The organism is Catenuloplanes sp. NPDC051500 (assembly GCF_044454585.1).
Lineage (GTDB): Bacteria > Actinomycetota > Actinomycetes > Mycobacteriales > Micromonosporaceae > Catenuloplanes.
In genome coordinates this window covers 33979-49994 of the sequence record NZ_JBITDX010000029.1, presented here as the reverse complement: position 1 = coordinate 49994, position 16016 = coordinate 33979, and the positions used below count along the sequence as shown (strand labels likewise).

13 protein-coding genes are annotated in these 16016 nt (G+C 71.3%); 4 read left to right on the top strand and 9 right to left on the bottom strand.

Annotation, left to right across the window (positions count from 1 at the left end; translation table 11 throughout):
• Positions 1-278 precede the first annotated feature (278 nt).
• Positions 279-998, top strand: coding sequence for a magnesium transporter MgtE N-terminal domain-containing protein (locus ACIA8K_RS36640; RefSeq protein WP_396067922.1), 720 nt, complete (start codon positions 279-281; stop codon positions 996-998).
• A 58-nt stretch (positions 999-1056) separates the two neighbouring features.
• Here ACIA8K_RS36640 and ACIA8K_RS36635 read toward each other — a convergent pair whose 3' ends face one another.
• The 9 genes from ACIA8K_RS36635 to ACIA8K_RS36595 form a co-directional block, all read right to left on the bottom strand.
• The gene (locus ACIA8K_RS36635; RefSeq protein WP_396067920.1) at positions 1057-1911 is read right to left on the bottom strand and encodes an anchored repeat-type ABC transporter permease subunit; all 855 of its coding nucleotides are present in this window, start codon (positions 1909-1911) and stop codon (positions 1057-1059) included.
• Positions 1912-2592, bottom strand: a complete 681-nt coding sequence (locus tag ACIA8K_RS36630) for an anchored repeat-type ABC transporter ATP-binding subunit (RefSeq protein WP_396067980.1) — start codon at positions 2590-2592, stop codon at positions 1912-1914.
• 44 nt (positions 2593-2636) lie between these two features.
• Positions 2637-3488, bottom strand: a complete 852-nt coding sequence (locus tag ACIA8K_RS36625; RefSeq protein ID WP_396067918.1) for a choice-of-anchor M domain-containing protein — start codon at positions 3486-3488, stop codon at positions 2637-2639.
• A 12-nt stretch (positions 3489-3500) separates the two neighbouring features.
• On the bottom strand, positions 3501-4991 hold the full coding sequence (locus tag ACIA8K_RS36620) for an anchored repeat ABC transporter, substrate-binding protein (protein ID WP_396067916.1): 1491 nt from the start codon (positions 4989-4991) through the stop codon (positions 3501-3503).
• Between the two features lie 69 nt (positions 4992-5060).
• Positions 5061-5684: a choice-of-anchor M domain-containing protein gene (locus ACIA8K_RS36615; RefSeq protein ID WP_396067914.1), complete on the bottom strand. Its 624-nt coding sequence runs from the start codon at positions 5682-5684 to the stop codon at positions 5061-5063.
• Complete coding sequence (locus tag ACIA8K_RS36610; RefSeq protein WP_396067912.1) at positions 5681-6331, bottom strand: choice-of-anchor M domain-containing protein; 651 nt, start codon at positions 6329-6331, stop codon at positions 5681-5683. Before ACIA8K_RS36610 ends, ACIA8K_RS36615 begins: the two co-directional genes overlap by 4 nt.
• 134 nt (positions 6332-6465) lie before the next feature.
• Entirely contained in the window at positions 6466-7956 is a 1491-nt protein-coding gene (locus tag ACIA8K_RS36605; RefSeq protein ID WP_396067910.1) for a TIGR03773 family transporter-associated surface protein, read from the bottom strand.
• Positions 7953-8990 (bottom strand): WxL protein peptidoglycan domain-containing protein, encoded by a 1038-nt coding sequence (locus ACIA8K_RS36600; RefSeq protein ID WP_396067908.1) that lies wholly within the window; start codon positions 8988-8990, stop codon positions 7953-7955. Before ACIA8K_RS36600 ends, ACIA8K_RS36605 begins: the two co-directional genes overlap by 4 nt.
• Positions 8991-9070: 80 nt before the next feature.
• Positions 9071-10462: a choice-of-anchor M domain-containing protein gene (locus tag ACIA8K_RS36595; RefSeq protein WP_396067906.1), complete on the bottom strand. Its 1392-nt coding sequence runs from the start codon at positions 10460-10462 to the stop codon at positions 9071-9073.
• A gap of 379 nt (positions 10463-10841) precedes the next feature.
• Here ACIA8K_RS36595 and ACIA8K_RS36590 point away from each other — a divergent pair, with 379 nt between their 5' ends.
• The 3 genes from ACIA8K_RS36590 to ACIA8K_RS36580 all read left to right on the top strand — a co-directional run bounded on the left by ACIA8K_RS36590 (position 10842) and on the right by ACIA8K_RS36580 (position 15966).
• On the top strand, positions 10842-13097 hold the full coding sequence (locus ACIA8K_RS36590) for a M4 family metallopeptidase (protein WP_396067904.1): 2256 nt from the start codon (positions 10842-10844) through the stop codon (positions 13095-13097).
• A 111-nt stretch (positions 13098-13208) separates the two neighbouring features.
• Entirely contained in the window at positions 13209-14756 is a 1548-nt protein-coding gene (locus tag ACIA8K_RS36585; RefSeq protein ID WP_396067902.1) for a diguanylate cyclase, read from the top strand.
• A 184-nt stretch (positions 14757-14940) separates the two neighbouring features.
• Positions 14941-15966, top strand: coding sequence for an alpha/beta hydrolase (locus ACIA8K_RS36580; RefSeq protein ID WP_396067900.1), 1026 nt, complete (start codon positions 14941-14943; stop codon positions 15964-15966).
• Positions 15967-16016: the final 50 nt, after the last annotated feature.

The following is a 16016-nucleotide window of genomic DNA, read 5'->3' as shown; positions in this document are numbered from 1 at the left end:
ACCCCACCCCCATTGAGTCCTCTTTTTGTCGCTCTCCCCCCCACTATCGCTGTCGTCCCCACCCACCCCCCCCCCCCCCCCGGGCGCCCCCCCCCCCCCCCCCCCCCACCACTCTGTTCGAACAGCGTGTGATCAGCGCCATTCGGTGAGTGGCGTTCGCATCGCGGGCGTGCTATCCAGTCCTGAGCACTCGGTAAGCAGGTCTTCCAAGGCCGGTCGACCAAGGGGAGACCACCATGCTCATGGGCGGGATGATGCCCGTTACCCAGCTGATAATCATGATCAGGAGTTCACCGCCGGCGAACGGGGTGACCCTGATGAAGGGCATGCCGCCCGACCGCCTCCCGGTGGTCGTGAAGGAGCTGACGCCCGCCGACCTGGCCCGGTTGCTCCCGGTGATGCAGGGTGACTTTCGCAGCCGGGTGGTCGGGATGTTGAGCGAGGCGCAGCTGATCGGCGTGGCCGCGAAGCTGCCGCCGGACGCCGCGGTGGCGGTGCTGCGCGCGCTGCCGGCCGAGCGGCTGGTCCCGCTCGCCGGCCGGCTGCCGGCCGCGGTCGCCACCGCGCTCTACGACACGCTCCCGGCGAAGGTCCAGCCGGACGTGCTGTCCCGGATGGACCCGCGGCAGGCCCAGGCCGCGGTAGCGCCACACTACGAGCGCGCGGTCGCGGACGCGCTGGCCAGGGCGAACGCGGAGGTGCTGATCCCGCACTCCGGCCCGGCCGGGATCCTGCTGGTGCCGTTGTTCGGCGGCCGGGTCGCGGTCGCGCCCCGGCACGGCGACGACGGCCGGGTCGCGGTCCGGGACGCGGAGGAGGCCGCCTACCACCACCGGGCCAACGCGGCGCTTGCCATCACTGACGTGCCGGTCGCGGAAGAGGTGCGCGCGTATTGCGCGCAGGCCCGGCGCGACGGCCGGACGCTTGACACCGCGTTCTGGGGCAGCGACCGCCACGACAGCACGCTGAAGAGAGCGCTTGTCGGGTTGTTCCGCTGAGACGGACCGAGACGGACCGAGACGGATCGAGACGGACCGAGCCGGGCCCGCGCAGGGATCAGCGGGCCCGGGCCGGCCGGGTCAGCACGCCGTGCCGCGGCGCCAGCAGGTAGGCGAGCAGGAACACGCCGGTCAGCACAAGCACCACGGTCCCGCCGACCGGCAGGTCCCACGACCAGGACAGATACAGCCCGACAAGCGCCGAGAGCGCGCCGATCGCGGGCGCCAGCAGCATCATCACGATCAGCCGGTCGGTGAGCAGCCGGGCCGCCGCGGCCGGCGTGACAAGCAGGGCCAGCACCAGGATGTTGCCGATGGTCTGCACCGCCATCACTACCGCAAGCGTGACCAGCACGTAGAGGGTCACGTCCAGCCAGAAGACCGGCAGGCCGAGTGCGCGGGCCATCTCCCGGTCCAGCGTGACCGCGACCAGCTCCTTGTGCAGCAGCGCGACCGCGAGCACCAGGACCAGGCCGGTACCGCCGACCACAAGCAGGTCCCGGTCCGGGATGCCGGTGATCGAGCCGAACAGGAACTGCTGGAGCGATCCCGCGTAGCCGGGCGCGCGGGAGATGATCACGATGCCGAGCGCGAACGCGGCCACGAAGAAGATCCCGATCACCGAGTCCTCCTTGATCCGCCGGTTCTGCGCGAACACCGCGACAAGCAACGCGGTGATCACGCCGGCCGCGATGCCGCCCAGCACCAGGCTTCCGGAGAGCACGAACGCCACGGCCAGGCCCGGGAACACCGCGTGCGCGACCGCGTCGCCGATGAACGCCATGCCGCGCAGCACCACGTAACAGCCGACCACGCCACACATGACCGCGGACATCACCGCGACCGCGAGTGCCTTCGGCAGGAACGCCAGATCCGGGTTGACCAGGTCGGCGAGGAAGTCGAACGGTGACATCTAGATCCCCAGTGCCTTGAGCAGGTGGCTGTCCGCGCCGACCTGGAACGTGCGCATCCACACCTCGCGGTCGCGCAGCTCCTCCGCGCGGGCAGCCGCGACCACTGTGCGGTTCAACAGCACCAGCCGATCGCAGGTGTACGCCGCGGCCGCCAGATCGTGCGTGGCCATCAGCACCGCCCGCTCCCGCGCGAGCGTGCCGAACAGCGCGGTCAGCACCTCCTGCGACGGCATGTCCAGACCTGTGAACGGCTCGTCGAGAAGCAGCACGGCCGGGTCGAGCGCGAGCGCGCGGGCGACAAGCACGCGTTGCCGTTGCCCGCCGGACAGCTCGCCGACCGGGCGTTTTCGCAGGTCGCCGAGGCGTACCAGGTCGAGCGCGTCCCACACCGCCGTCCAGTGCGCGACGCGCGGACGCCGGAACAGGCCGATTCGCCGGACCAGGCCGCTGAGCACCACGTCCTGCACTGACGCGGGGAAGTCCCAGGCGAACTCGTGGCGCTGCGGGACGTACCCCGCGCTGGTGATCGTGGCCTTTCCGCCGGTCAGTGGCGTGAGACCGAGCGCGGCGCGCAACAGCGTGGTCTTGCCGGCACCATTCGGGCCGAGGAGCGCGGTGAACTCGCCCCGCGCCACGCTCATCGTCACGTCCTCAAGCGCGATCCGCCCGCCGAGCCGCACTGTCACGTTCTCCAACTCGACCACTGCCGCCGGCTGCGCCCCGCTCACGATCGCGCCCGTTCCGCCCGGCGGCGCACCGCGGCACCCCGCACACCCGCGCCGGCCAGCACCGCGACAAGCAACATCCCGGCTACGCCGGCCCACCACAACGGAAGATCAAACTCATCATCTGGTACGGGCGGGGGCGAGGCGGCCGGAAGCATGATCTCCGCCGTGCGGGCGTCGTCCGCGCTCGCCGCGTCGCCGACCGCGAAGCGCAGCGTGACCCCGGCCGTCTCCGTGCTCCCGTCCGCCAGCTCCGCGGCCACGTCAAGCGCCACCAGGTAGACGCCCGGCGCCCCGAACACCCAGTTCGCGTGCGTGTGCGTGTTCTTCTCCACCCACAGCGCCTGCGGGTACGCGTCCCTGCTGCTCCACAGCACCTGCGGCGCGCCGAGCGTCCCCGACTGGAGGAACACGGTGAGCTGCCCCGGCCCCCGCACGCCGCGCAGCTTCATGGTGACGCCGCGCCCGGCCCGTTCCAGCAGGCCCGGGTCCTGGGTGTTCCAGCCCAGCCAGACCACGCCGTCCTGCCGGGTCTGCGGCAGCACGTGCACGCGCGTGCCGGCCGGCGCGCCAAGGAACGCGTAGGCCGGATCGTCCGGCACCGCCTGCGCGGCCGCGTCCCGGACCCGGATCACCGCGTCGTCCGGGCTGCGCCACACCGGCGGTACCGTGGCGTCGTCGTGGATCTGGATCGACCAGGCACCGTCGCGGTAGCGCGGGCCGATGTCGGCGTGCCCGGTTTCCAGCACGGCGGGCCCGGTGGCCAGGGCCTGGTCCGGGGAGAGGCTCTGGGAGAGGCCGTCCGGTGACGGGACGGCCAGCAGCACGGCCACCAGGATGCGGATCGACACGGTGAGTTCCTTCTAGAAGAGACAGTGTTTGAGCGAGTCCGCGTTGAAGCGCATCATCGCCAGGTAGGTGGTGATCCGGCCGTCGAACGTGTCGCCGTAGATGTCGCAGACCGCGACGCCCTGCTCGCCCGCGACCTCGACAAGCGTGGACGAGCGGGCGCGCAGGTTCGGCTCCAGGAAGACCGCCGGGATCCGCAGCGTGCGCAGCGTCTCGGTGAGCTTCCGGCGGTCCGCGAGGCTCGGTTCCGCGGCCGGGTTCGGCGTGACGAAGCCGGCGACCGGGATGCCGTACGCGGCCGCGAGATAGCCGAACGCGTCGTGCGTGGTGACCAGGTACCGTCGCGACGCCGGGATCGACGCGATCGTCTCCGCGACATAGGCGTCGAGCGCGGTCAGTTCACGCAGGTACCGGTCCGCGTTCTGCCGGTAGGCCGTGGCGCCGGCCGGGTCCACGCCGATCAGCGTGTCCCGGATCAGCTCGGTGTACGCCTGCGCGTTCCGTACGTCCTGCCACAGGTGCGGGTCGATCTCGCCGTGCACGTGCCGGCCCAGCACCGCCTGCGGCAGCTGGTAGACGCGTTCTCCGCCGCGGCCGAGGAACCGGAACGCGGTGCCGCCGGGGATCTCCTGCAACGCCTTGGCCGGCACCTCGATCACGGTCCGGTCCGGGTCGAGCCGCCGGTCCGGGTCCGCGTGCAGGTACAGCTCGCCGGTGTCGAGGTCGGCGGTCAGGTCCGCGTGGCCGTGGCCGAGGACGTCCATGCCGGGTACGCCGTGCGGATCCACGCCGACCGCGAACGTGAACGTCCGGGGCGGGCCCAGCGGCACGGTCCCGGCGTCCGGCGTGATCGCCAGATCCGCGCGCAGTGTCAGCCGATAACGGCCCGGCTTGGTGAACGCCCAGCTCATGTGGGTATGCGCATCCGCCGGTAGCGTGATGGCGCCGCGCCCGTCCTGGATGATCATCTCCGGCTTTCCGAACGAGCCGGTCAGGTAGGCCAGCAGCTCCCCGGGCCCCTCGACCAGGTCCGCGGTGAGCCGCACGTCTGAGGAACGGGTCACACCGAAGCGCGCGCCGGTGCCGTGCGCGCGCAGGCCGAGCCAGATCGTGTCCAGGGAGACGTCCTCGACCAGCGGGATGATCTCGGCGGCGTACTTCGTGGCGCCCTCGGCAAGCGAGATGTTCGGGACGCCGTCGCGCAGGTTCGCGTCCAGCGCCTTGATCACGGCGGCCGGCTCAAGCAGCAGGTAGTTGCTGAACGCCAGGTCCGCGTAGACCGTGTTGCGCACGTCGCGGAGCGTCGGCTCGTAACCGTGCGGGTCCGCCTCGTCCGGCACCAGCGGGTCGACAAGTACGCGGTCACCGCCGACGTTGCGGACCAGGTCCGCCAGGATGCCGGTGGTGGTGACCACCTGCACCCGGTCCCCGTCGCCGGTGAACGCGGGCGGCGCCGCGCACGCACCAAGCAGCAGCACGGCCGCGACCGCAAGCCACGCCCTCATGTGTTTCTCCGTAGGCTGGTAGGCGTCGCGGGTCCGCTCCAATTCCGGTGGAGCGGACCCGCGACCCGGTCAGGACGAGACCTGGAAGGTGTACGTGGCGGTCGCGCCGCCGGCCTCGAACGTCACCGCATACGTACCGGCCGCGCTGAACGCCCAGTTCGCGTGCGCGTGCGTGCCGACCGGCACGGCGAGGCTGTCCGGCAGGCCGTCACCGGAGTCGAACAGCCGGGTCGGCGTGCCGAACGAGCCGGTCGTGTAGACGCTGAACCGGCCCGGCCCGCTGACACCTGTGAGCCGGAACGTGAGCGCGGGCGCGCCGGTGGCGCCTGTGGTGTCCCAGCCCGCGAAGAGCAGGTTCGGGTTCTGCGATTGGGGGAGCACCCAGACCGGGCTGCCGGCCGCGCCAAGGAACGACCAGGCGGTACCGCTGGGAACCGTGGTCTTCGCGGCGGCCGGGACGGCCAGGATCACGTCGGCCGGGTTGCGGTCGACAGGCGTGCTGCCGGTGCCGTCCCGCAGGTCGAGCGTGACCACGCCACCTGTGTAGTCCACATCGAGCACATCGACGTGCCCGGCGGTCAGCGTGATCGGCGCGGCCTGCGCCGTTGCGGCCGGTGTGGCCTGGGCTGGCGCGGCGATCAACGCGCCGGTGAGCGTGGCGGTCAGCACCACCGCGCCGAGCCGGCCCCTCATCGCTGCACCTGGAACGTGTAGACGGCCGGGTCGGAGGTGACTGTCTCGCCGGTCGCGGCAAGCGTGGCGGACGCGGTGACGGTCAGCCGGTAGACGCCGGCCTTGCCGAACGCCCAGTTCACGTGCGCGTGCTGGCCGGCCGCGAGCGGAAGCGTGTCCGGCAGGCCGTCGGTGTCGTCCGCGAGCACGGCCGGGACGCCGACCGCGTCCTGCGTGAAGATCGCGATGTCGCCGGGGCCGCGTACCCCCGTGAGGTTGATCTGGATCGTGTCGCCTGTGAAGACGCCGGGCTGCAGCTCCTCGGCGGAGAGGCCGGCGAAGAGCAGCTCCGGGTTCTGGACCTCGGGGAGCACCCAGACCGGCGCGCCGGCCCGGCCCAGGAACGCGTAGGCCGGATCGGCCGGGATCGTGGTCCTGGCCTGGCTCTTGACAAGCAGCACGGCCTCGGAGGGGGCGAACTCGGCGTCGGACTCCTCGTCGTGGATCGCGAGTTCCAGCTCGCCGTCCTCGAATTCGACGTCTATCGCGTCGACGTGGCCGGTGCTGAGCACGGCCGGCGCCGGGTGGGCCTGTGCCGGGCCGGCGGCCGCGACCAGGGCGGCCGCGACCGCGCCGGTCCCGGCGAGCAGGCGGAGGGTGTGTCGCATGCGGTGTGTCTCCTCGGATTTTCGGCGCGGTCCGCTGTGGACCGGCGCTGGGTAAACGATAATCGTTTTCATTAAGCGGAGGGAAGTGTGTCCTGGGTCACCGTCTGCCCGTGCCCGGAACGGAGACGGGTGGATCAGTTCGGCGGGAGTGCTTCGGTGCGCCGCCGGCCGAGGGCGATCGCGCCGAAGCCGGCGACGACGAGCGCGAGCCCGGCGGCCACGATGGACAGCACACTCGTCCCGGTGAACGCGAGCGCGCCCGAGCCGCCTGAGGCCCCGCCCGGCGACCCGCCCGGCGACCCGCCCGGCGACCCGCTCGACGGGCCGGCGGCGAGACCGGCCGCCGGGTCGGTGGCGTCGCCGACCGCGACGGTGAGCGTGCGCGTGTCCGTCACCGCCGTGCCGGCCGTCGTGGTCGCGGACATCTCCACGGACAGGCGGTAGAGGCCGGGCCGGGTGAACGCCCAGTTGCCGTGCGCGTGCGTGTTGAGCGGGATGGCCAGCTTCTGCGGCATCGGCCGTGTGGAGTCGAACAGCACCTGCGGCGTGCCGAACGAGCTGGTCAGGAACAACGCGAACGCGCCGGGACCGTCGACGCCCTTCAGCGACCAGGTGACGTCGCCGCGGAGGGCGGACGTGACCGAGGAGTGCTGGGTGTTCCAGCCGGGCCAGACGATCCCGGCCTGCTGGGTCTGCGGCAGCAGGTGGACCTGCGACCCGGCCGCGCCGAGGAACGCATAGCCGCCGCCGGCCGGCACCGCGATCCTCGCCTTGTCCGTCACCTTCAGCACGACGTCGGAGAGTTCGCGCCAGGCGGGTGGGTTTGTGGCGTCGTCCTTCAGCCGGATCCGCCAGACGCCGCCGTCGAGCTGCGGGCCCATGTCCACGTGCCCGTCGCTGATCACCGTGCCGGCGGCGTTCGCGGCCACCGCCCCGGCCGTGGCGTCCGCCGCCGTGGCGTCCGCCGCCGTGGTGGAGGGCAGGCCCTTTGCCGCAGGCATCCTCGGCACACCTACTGAACGCCCGGCCCCGGCCGGATCCCCGATCGTGGGGACCTCGACCGTGTAGACCGCTGACGTCGTTCTGCCGTCCTGCCCGGCCGTGAAGCCGAGCCGGTAGACGCCGCTCGTGTCAAAGGTCCAGGCCACGTTCTGCACACGTCCGCCCGGCTTGAGCGTGGTGGCCGCCGGCCCGTCGCTGTCCAGCAGCACCGTGGGCGCACCCCAGGGCGACACCGTGTAGGCCGCGAACCCGCCGGGACCGTCCACCGAGTCGAGGCGGAGCGAGATCGCGCCCCCGTCTCGTACCCCGGTGGTGTCCATCGCCGGGAAACGGGAGCCACCTGCGGACAGTGACCAGACCGCGCGGCCGGGCGCGCCGAGGAACGCGTAGTGCGGATCGTCCGGAACGGTCGTGGCCAGCCCGCCACCGGGCCCGAGCACCAGCCCGGCGGGTTCGCGTACCGCGCCCGCCGCGTCCCGGAGGTGCACCGACAGCGCGCCGTCGTCGCCGGCCGAGATCGCGATGAGGTCGGCGTTGTCCGCGCCGGGATTCACGGGAGCGGCGAGTGCCGTGCCTGGGATGAGGGCGACCGCAAGCGCGGCGGCCGCGGCGAGGGTTCTCATGGGTTCGTCTCCTTCGCAGAGGTCAGGGCGAGGTCACGGCCGCGCTGTTCGGCTTCGGCGAGTGCCGCGGCCATCCGCTGCCGCCGTCGTCGGCGGGCCAATATCACGCCCGCGATGAGCAGCAGAAACGCGCCGATCATCGCCAGTTGGGACCAGGGCACGAGCCACACTGTGGTACGGGTGACCGCGCGATCGAGTGCCTGTCCGTCGACGGTCCTCGGCGTCACCGAGGTCTCCACCGAGGCCCGGAACAGTGGCCACACCCCGCCGGTGTGGACGGTCGCGCGCACCGTCCCGCCCGGCAGGAGCTGTGGCAGGCCGGAACCCTCGAAGACCGTGCCGTGGGTACGGACGGCAGGCGTGCCGGTGAGCCGCACGTTCCCGGTGTTCGCGACGGTGAACGCGGCGGTAAGCGTGGGGAGGCGGGCCGGGTTCCAGCCGGTGTGGCGCACGATCTCCAGGTCGCGGATCGCCAGCTCCGGCCGCAGCGCACCTGTGACGCGCAGGTACACGCGCGTCCCGACCCGGTGATCGACCGAGACCGCGGACCCGTCCGGCGCGACCCCCTGCCCGGTCAGCGACGCCACGACACCGCCGACATGATCACCGGGCGTCGCGTCGTCCGGCACCACCACCGCAAGCGGCACGATCACGCGGGACGCCGCGGGCAGCTCGACGGTCTCCCGCTCCGGCGTGATCCACGCTCCGGCACCGGCCGGCTCGCGATCCGCCGCCAGCAGGTCGAAGCCGCCGTCCGGGGTGGTCAGCGCGTCGCTGGCATAGATTCGCAGCGTGAGCGCCTGCGCCGAATGATTGGTGACGGTCACGCGATCGGTGAGCGTGGCACCGGGATCGAGCTTGTAGTCGAGCGCGGCCCGCCCGTCCGGCCCGGCCGGCCCCGAGGGAGCGACGGACCAGGTGATCGCGGTCGCGGGCGGTGCCGATGCGACAGGTGCTGCGGCTGCCGGCACCGGCGCGACTGGTGTGGGGACGAACAGCAGTGACGTCAGGAACAGCGAAATAGTTCTGTGCACTGTGGAGGATTCCGCTTCGGGGGAGGTGGCGGGACGGCGGCGCCTGGGGTGGACCGGCCGCCGTCCCGCCCGGGGAAGGATCAGATGGCGGTGAGCGTGAGCGTGCCGGTGTAGGTGCCGGCCGCGGTCTCGGTGGGCACGCTCAGCCGCAGCTGGGCGTCGAGCTTCGCGGTGCCTCGGCCGGCGCCGGCCGGAGCGGAGGCGAGCAGCGCGCCTGAGGCCAGCCCGGAGGCGACAGGCCCGGCCACCGCGCCCTGCTGCGCGCCCTGGGAGGTGAGCGACGGGGTCCAGCCCAGGTGTTCGCCGCCGAACGACGCGCCGTCCGCGGTCCGGAAACCGCCGGAGACCTGGCCGGACACGCTCCAGCCGGGGGTGCCGGCGCGGGTGTCGGTGACAGTGACCGGGCGGAGCGCGCCGCCGGTCTCCCAGCGGTCACCCGCGGGAGAGAGCGCGGCCGGCGGGAGCACTACCGCGCGGTCCGCCGGCAGCACGCTGATCACCAGCGCGCCGGCCGTGGCGTCGATCGAGGCGGTGACGCTCTTCTGCGTACCCCCGCTGCCCTGGTCGTCGGTGACGTGAAGCGTGACCGGGGCGCTCGTCGTGCCGTCCGCGAGTCTGACCTGGTATTCAGTGTTGCCGAGTGCCCTGGTCGCGGTGAAGCGGTAGGCGGCGCCGGTCTCGCCCGGAAGCTCGGTGAACGCGTCCGTGCCGGGGCGGCGGCTGTACCAGCGGTAGTCGGTGGACGGGCCCTGCGGCGTCTGGACCGCCTGGAGCGTCACGGTCTGACCGGCCGGATAGGACTCGGCGAGTCCGGTGACGGCCAGGGACCGGGCGTCGCCGACAAGGAAGCGGTAGTCGATCGGGCCGGTGGAGACCGCGGTGCCGTCAGTGAGTACGGCGTCCGCCCGCCAGGTGAGCGTGTAGTGGCCGGTCGCGCCGAACACCCAGCTGGCGTGCGCGTGCGTGTGGACCGGTACGTCGAGGTGGTCGGGCAGGCCGTCCGCGGTGCGGAAGCGGACGGACGGCGCGCCGAGCGAGCTGGTGTCGAAGACCGTGACCGCACCGGGACCGTCCACGCCGACCAGGCTGAGCCGGATCGAGTCGTCGCGGAACGTGCCGGAGGCGAGCGCCGTGGTGTTCCATCCCGGCCAGAGCAGGGCCGGGTCCTGGACCTGCGGAAGCATCCAGATCGGAGTGCCGGGCGCGCCCAGGAACGCGAACGCGTCCAGGCCGGGGACCTCGGTGCGCGCGCCGGGCAGCACCTGGAACGTGACGTCCTCGACCGCGCGGGAGACCGCGGGGCTGACGGTGTCGTCGTTGACGCGCAGCTGGAGTGCGCCGTTCGTGTAGCGGATGTCGATCGCGTCGGTGTGGCCCTGCGACAGGACCACCGCCCCGGCCGCGTGCGCGGGCGCCGCCAGCCCGCAGAGGAGCAGCAGCGCAGCCTTCAGCGCTGTCGCGCGTCGTCTCATCGGACCTACCTTCCCTGGCTTTCATGAAACTGAAAACCGTTCCCATTAAGAGGCATGCGGAAGGTAGCACGGCGCGCGGCCGGGTGTCGATCGAGCTTCGGTGCGGGCGTCCTCGCCCGGCGAGCTGTGCGGGAGCGGCACCGGTGGCCCGGCCTGCGGTGGCGACGCGGTGAACGGCGTAACCGTGAACTGGAACCGTTGTGCCGCCGGGTAACCCGTCGTGTCGTTGTCGTCGGGGCCGGTCAATCAGCTGATCTCGGATGATATGACGCGATCGGTATGAATAAATGTTGTGAGAGCGTGTTCCGATCCTCCCGGCCGCCCTAGATGATCAGTTTCATCGATGGATGCGATGCATCCTGGCCTGGGGAGGCAAAGCTTGAGATCTTCTCTCGCGTTGGCCGGCATCACGGTGCTGGTCGGCAGCGGTCTCGCGGTCGTCGGCACCAGCGCGTCGGCCGCGCCGCAACCCGCACCCGAGTCGTCCGCGCTCGTCGCGGACGCGAATGCCGCGCTCACCGCGCACTCGGCCGCGGTCAAGGGCTCGGCAAAGGACCGGTTCGCCGTGTTCAGCAGCAAGAAGGACCGCGGCGGCGGCGCGGTGGTCCGCTACACCCGGACCTACGACGGGCTGCGGGTCGCCGGCGGCGATGTGATCATCCGGACGGACGCGCGCGGCGACTACGCGAGCAGCTCGGCCGGGCTCGGCGCGCCGCTCACGCTCGGTACCAAGCCCACCGTGACGTCGAGCGGGGCCAAGGAGACCGCGACCGGCGAGTTCAGCGGGAAGATCTCCGAGGCCGGGGCGCCGGAGCTGTTCGTCGACGCGAGTGACGGGGTGGGCCGGCTCGCCTGGGAGACCGTGCTGACCGGCATGGGCGCGGACGGGCAGACGCCGTCGAAGCTGCACGTGATCACCGATGCGCGGACCGGCGCGGTGATCCGGGAGTTCGACGAGTTCAAGACCATTACCGGTGAGGGCCACGGCATCTACTCCGGCCAGGTCCCGATCGAGACCACGCAGTCGGGCACGTCGTACAGCCTGATCGACCCGGATCACGGCAACGGCCGCACCTGCGACATGAACAACACCACCGGGGGTACGTGCACCACGTTCACTGACGCGGACAACGTCTGGGGTAACGGCACGAACGCGAACCGGCAGTCCGCCGCGGTCGACGCGCACATCGGCGCGTCGCTCACGTTCGAGTACTTCCTCGACGTACACGGCCGGAACGGCATCTTCGGCGACGGCCGGGGCGTGCCGTCGCGGGTGCACTACGGCAACAACTACGCGAACGCGGGCTGGGACGGCGCGCAGATGACCTACGGCGACGGCTCGGGCAACGCGCGCCCGCTGGTGTCGCTCGACGTGGCCGGCCATGAGATGTCGCACGGCGTCACCGAGAACGTGGTGCCCGGCGACCTGACCTACGCGGGCGAGTCCGGTGGCCTGAACGAGGCGACGAGCGACATCTTCGGCAACATGGTGGAGTTCTTCGCGAACGCGCCGGGCGACCCGGGCGACTACGACATCGGCGAGATGATCGACATCCGCGGGAACGGCACGCCGCTGCGGTACATGTACAACCCGACGCTTGACGGCAGCTCGCACGGCTGCTGGTCGTCGAGCACCCGCAGCATCGACGTGCACTACTCGTCAGGTGTGGCGAACCACTTCTTCTTTAACCTGGCCGAGGGCAGCGGCGCCACGCCGTACGGCACGTCCCCGCTCTGTGGCACGGCGCCGGCGGTGACCGGCATCGGGCGGGACAAGGCGGAGAAGATCTGGTTCCGCGCGCTCGACAGCTACTTCGTGTCGAACACGTCGTACGTGAACACCACGACGCCGTCGAACACGGCGCGGGCGTACACGCTGGCTGCGACGTCCGACCTCTACGGCCTGTGCGGCGCCGAGTACAAGGCCGTGCAGGCGGCCTGGACCTCGGTGAACGTCGCCGGCACGGACGGGGACAACTGTGTGGCGAACAACTTCTCGGTCGCGCTGAACCCGGCCGCGGTGACGCTCGACGCGGACACCTCGGCCACCACCACGTTCTCCACGACTGTGATCGCGGGTGAGCCGGAGGAGGTCGTCTTCTCCACCGGTGCGCTGCCGGCCGGCGTCACAGTCGCGTTCTCCGCGCCGTCCGTCACGGCCGGTGAGTCGGTCGAGGTGACGGTCTCGGTGTCGAGTGCGGCGGGCAGCGGGACGTACCCGATCACGCTTGTCGGCACGTCGCCCTCGGTGTCGCGGACCGCGTCGCTGAGCCTGACCGTCAACGGCGCGCCGGGCTGCTCCGGTGCGAACGAGACGGACCGGGTGATCTCGGACAACACCACGATCGAAAGCCCGATCACGATCAGCGGATGCGCGGCGACACCGTCCACGATCTCGCAGGTCACGGTCGACATCACGCATACCTGGCGCGGCGACCTGGTGGTCACGCTCGTGGCGGAGGACGGGAGCACCTACCTGCTGCACAGCCGGACCGGTGGCAGCGCAGACGACCTCAAGCAGACGTTCGCGGTGAACCTCTCCTCGGAGACCGCGAACGGCACCTGGAAGCTCCGGGTGCAGGACGCGGCCGCCGGTGACGTCGGCACGCTCAACCGCTGGGCTCTTTCTCTCTAGAAATCACGCTATAGCGGCCGGTGACCCGACATGGGTTACCGGCCGCTATGTGAACACTTGTTGTAATCTTGCAATAACTGAGCGTCAGTTGTCGCAAGAAGGCGGGCCCGCGTGACCATAGGGACGGAAGAACGCCGGGCCGACGCGCTCGCCGCCGTCCTCGATCTGCACGAGGGCCGCTCCGCAGGTGACCCCCGCGCGATCCTCGGCCCGGTCATCGAGGCCCGCCGCATCGCCGAGGAGCTCGGCGACGAGGACTCCGCCCGCCGCGCCGTCCTGCTCCACGCGGATGTGCTGCTCCGCGAGGGCCGCCTCGCCGAGGGCGGCAGGATGGCCCAGCAGGTCCTCGCCTGGGCCGAACAGCACGACCGCCCCTACCTGCGCGCCCGCGCCCACCGCGAGCTGGCGCTCTTCCACCGGCTGGTCGGCGAGTTCTCCGACGCGCTCGCGCACGCGGTGCAGTGCGCGTCCGAGTTGGAGGACGCGCCGCCCGGCACCCGCGCGCAGCACCTGATGATGCTTGCCGTCTCGCTCGACGACAACGGGCGCTTCGACGACAGCGACCGGCACTACCGGGTCATCCTGGAGATCGCGGCGCAGATTGAGGATCACGCGCTCACGCTGCGGGTGCTCAACAACATGGCGTACAACGCGTACGAGTCGCAGGACGAGTCCGAGGCGATCGCGCTCACCGAACTGATGCGCCAGGCCAGCGCGCGCTTCGCCCATCCGCTGGCCGCCAAGGAGTGCGACACCGTCGCGCGCGTCGAGATGATGGGCGGCCGCTACGACGCGGTCGAGCGGACGCTTGACGGCGCGCTCACCGGCACGCTTCCCGACCACGACGGCGACGGCATCGTGGAGTGTCTGCTCACGCTCGCCGAGGCGCGCCGCCTGGCCGGCCGGCACGAGGACGCGCAGGTGGCGCTGGACCGCGCGGTCGTGCTCTGCGACTCGGCCGGGCACGTGGGCCTGCGCGCCCAGGCCCGGCAGGAGCAGGCCGCGCTGCACGCCGCGACCGGACGCTACCGGGAGGCCTACGAGGAGCACCGGGTCTTCCACGCGGAGTCGACAGCGCTCTACCGCGAGCGCCAGCAGGCCCGCGCGTTCGCGTTGCAGGCGCTGTTCGAGGCGGACGAGGCCCGGCGCGCCTCCGAGCGCTTCCGCGAGATGGCCCACCGGGACGCGCTGACCGGCCTCTACAACCGGCGGTACGTGGACGAGCGGCTCCCGGTCCTGCTCACCGAGTCCGCCGCGGGCCGTGGCCCGCTGTCCATCGCGATCGTCGACCTGGACCACTTCAAGCGGATCAACGACACGCTCTCCCACGCCACCGGCGACACAGTGCTGCAGCAGGTCGCGATCCTGCTCCAGGAGGCGGCGGAGCAGGGTGGCATCGCAGCCCGGCTCGGCGGCGAGGAGTTCCTGCTCATCATGCCGGAGACCGCGGCGGACGAGGCGTTGCGCCGGGCAGAGCGGCTGCGCCGACGGGTGCGCACCCACGCGTGGGCGCCGCTGACCGGGATCCTGCCGGTCACCACGAGCATCGGCGTGGCCACCGCCTCGTCCGGTGGGTCAGGCATGGCCGCGCTGCTCGCGGACGCGGACCGGCGCCTCTACGCCGCCAAACGAAGCGGCCGGAATCGGGTTGTGGCCTGAACGGACCGGCCGCGTCACCAGGGGAATGACCCCACAAGAGGCGATAGATCATCCTTACGTGCCGACGATGGATGTCTATTTAGCGACTTGGTATGCCGGGAGGCTGAATGAGAACGGAATGAGACAGTCTCACTCAACATTCCCGGTGATTATGAGCCACATGATGGCACTCATTTATCGAACTATGACGCGCATTGTCGCGCTGGTCGCCGTGGCGGCGACCGCCGGCCTGGCCGCGATCTCGCCGGCCTCCGCCCACCCCGGCCAGTGCACGCGGCGCCTGGTCACAGTGACCTTGACCGATGGCCGCGACGCGCCACGTTATCGGCTGGCGACCTGGCTGTGCAAGCCCCGGAGGGCGTCGTCAGTGGTGCAGGTGCTCATGTCCGGATTCACCTACGATCACCATTACTGGATCAATACCGGTTATGCGCAGGAGGCGATCCGCGCCGGGCACGCGGTGCTCTATGTGGACCGAATAGGAGTCGGCGAGAGCGATCGCCCGCCAGCCGATCAGGTCACCGCGGACACCGAGGCGTACGTCGCGCACCAGCTGGTGCAGCGGCTGCGCGGGGAGCACCGGTTCCGTACCGTCGTCGGGGTCGGGCACTCCTACGGCTCGCTGGTCTGGGCGGCGGAGGCGTACCGGTTCGACGACGTGGACGCGTTCGTGCTCACCGGCTTCATGCACGCGGCGGACGTGCCCACCCAGCTGATGATCCGCGCCCACCTCTACCCGGCCGGCGCTGATCCCCGGTTCGCGCACGTGCCGGACGGCTACCTCACCACGATGCCGGACTTCCGCCGCCAGGCCTACCTGTACCGGCCCGGGACGACAGACCGCATGGTCGACGTGGACGAGCGGATGAAGGTCACCGGCACCACAGGCGAACTGGCCTCGCTGAAGAACCTGTCCGACCCTGCCTACACAAGCGGCATCCGACGGCCCGTGCTGCTGCAGATGGGCACGAACGACGCGTTGTTCTGCAACGCGCTGACCGGCATCTCCTGTGCCACCCCGGCCGAGCTGTGCCGGCGGGAACGGGCGCTGTTCCCGCGGACGCCGCTGTCCGCCACGGTCGTGCGCGACACCGGTCACACAATCCTCTACCACCGTGCGTCGTGGCAGGCCACGGTGACCGCGATCGACTGGATCGACCACACGGTACGCCGTGCCCCGGCGCCGCGTGCGGTGATCAACTGCGGATAGGTTGAACCCTGCGGGCCCGCGGACGTATCCATGGTGGATCAACCTTTCAC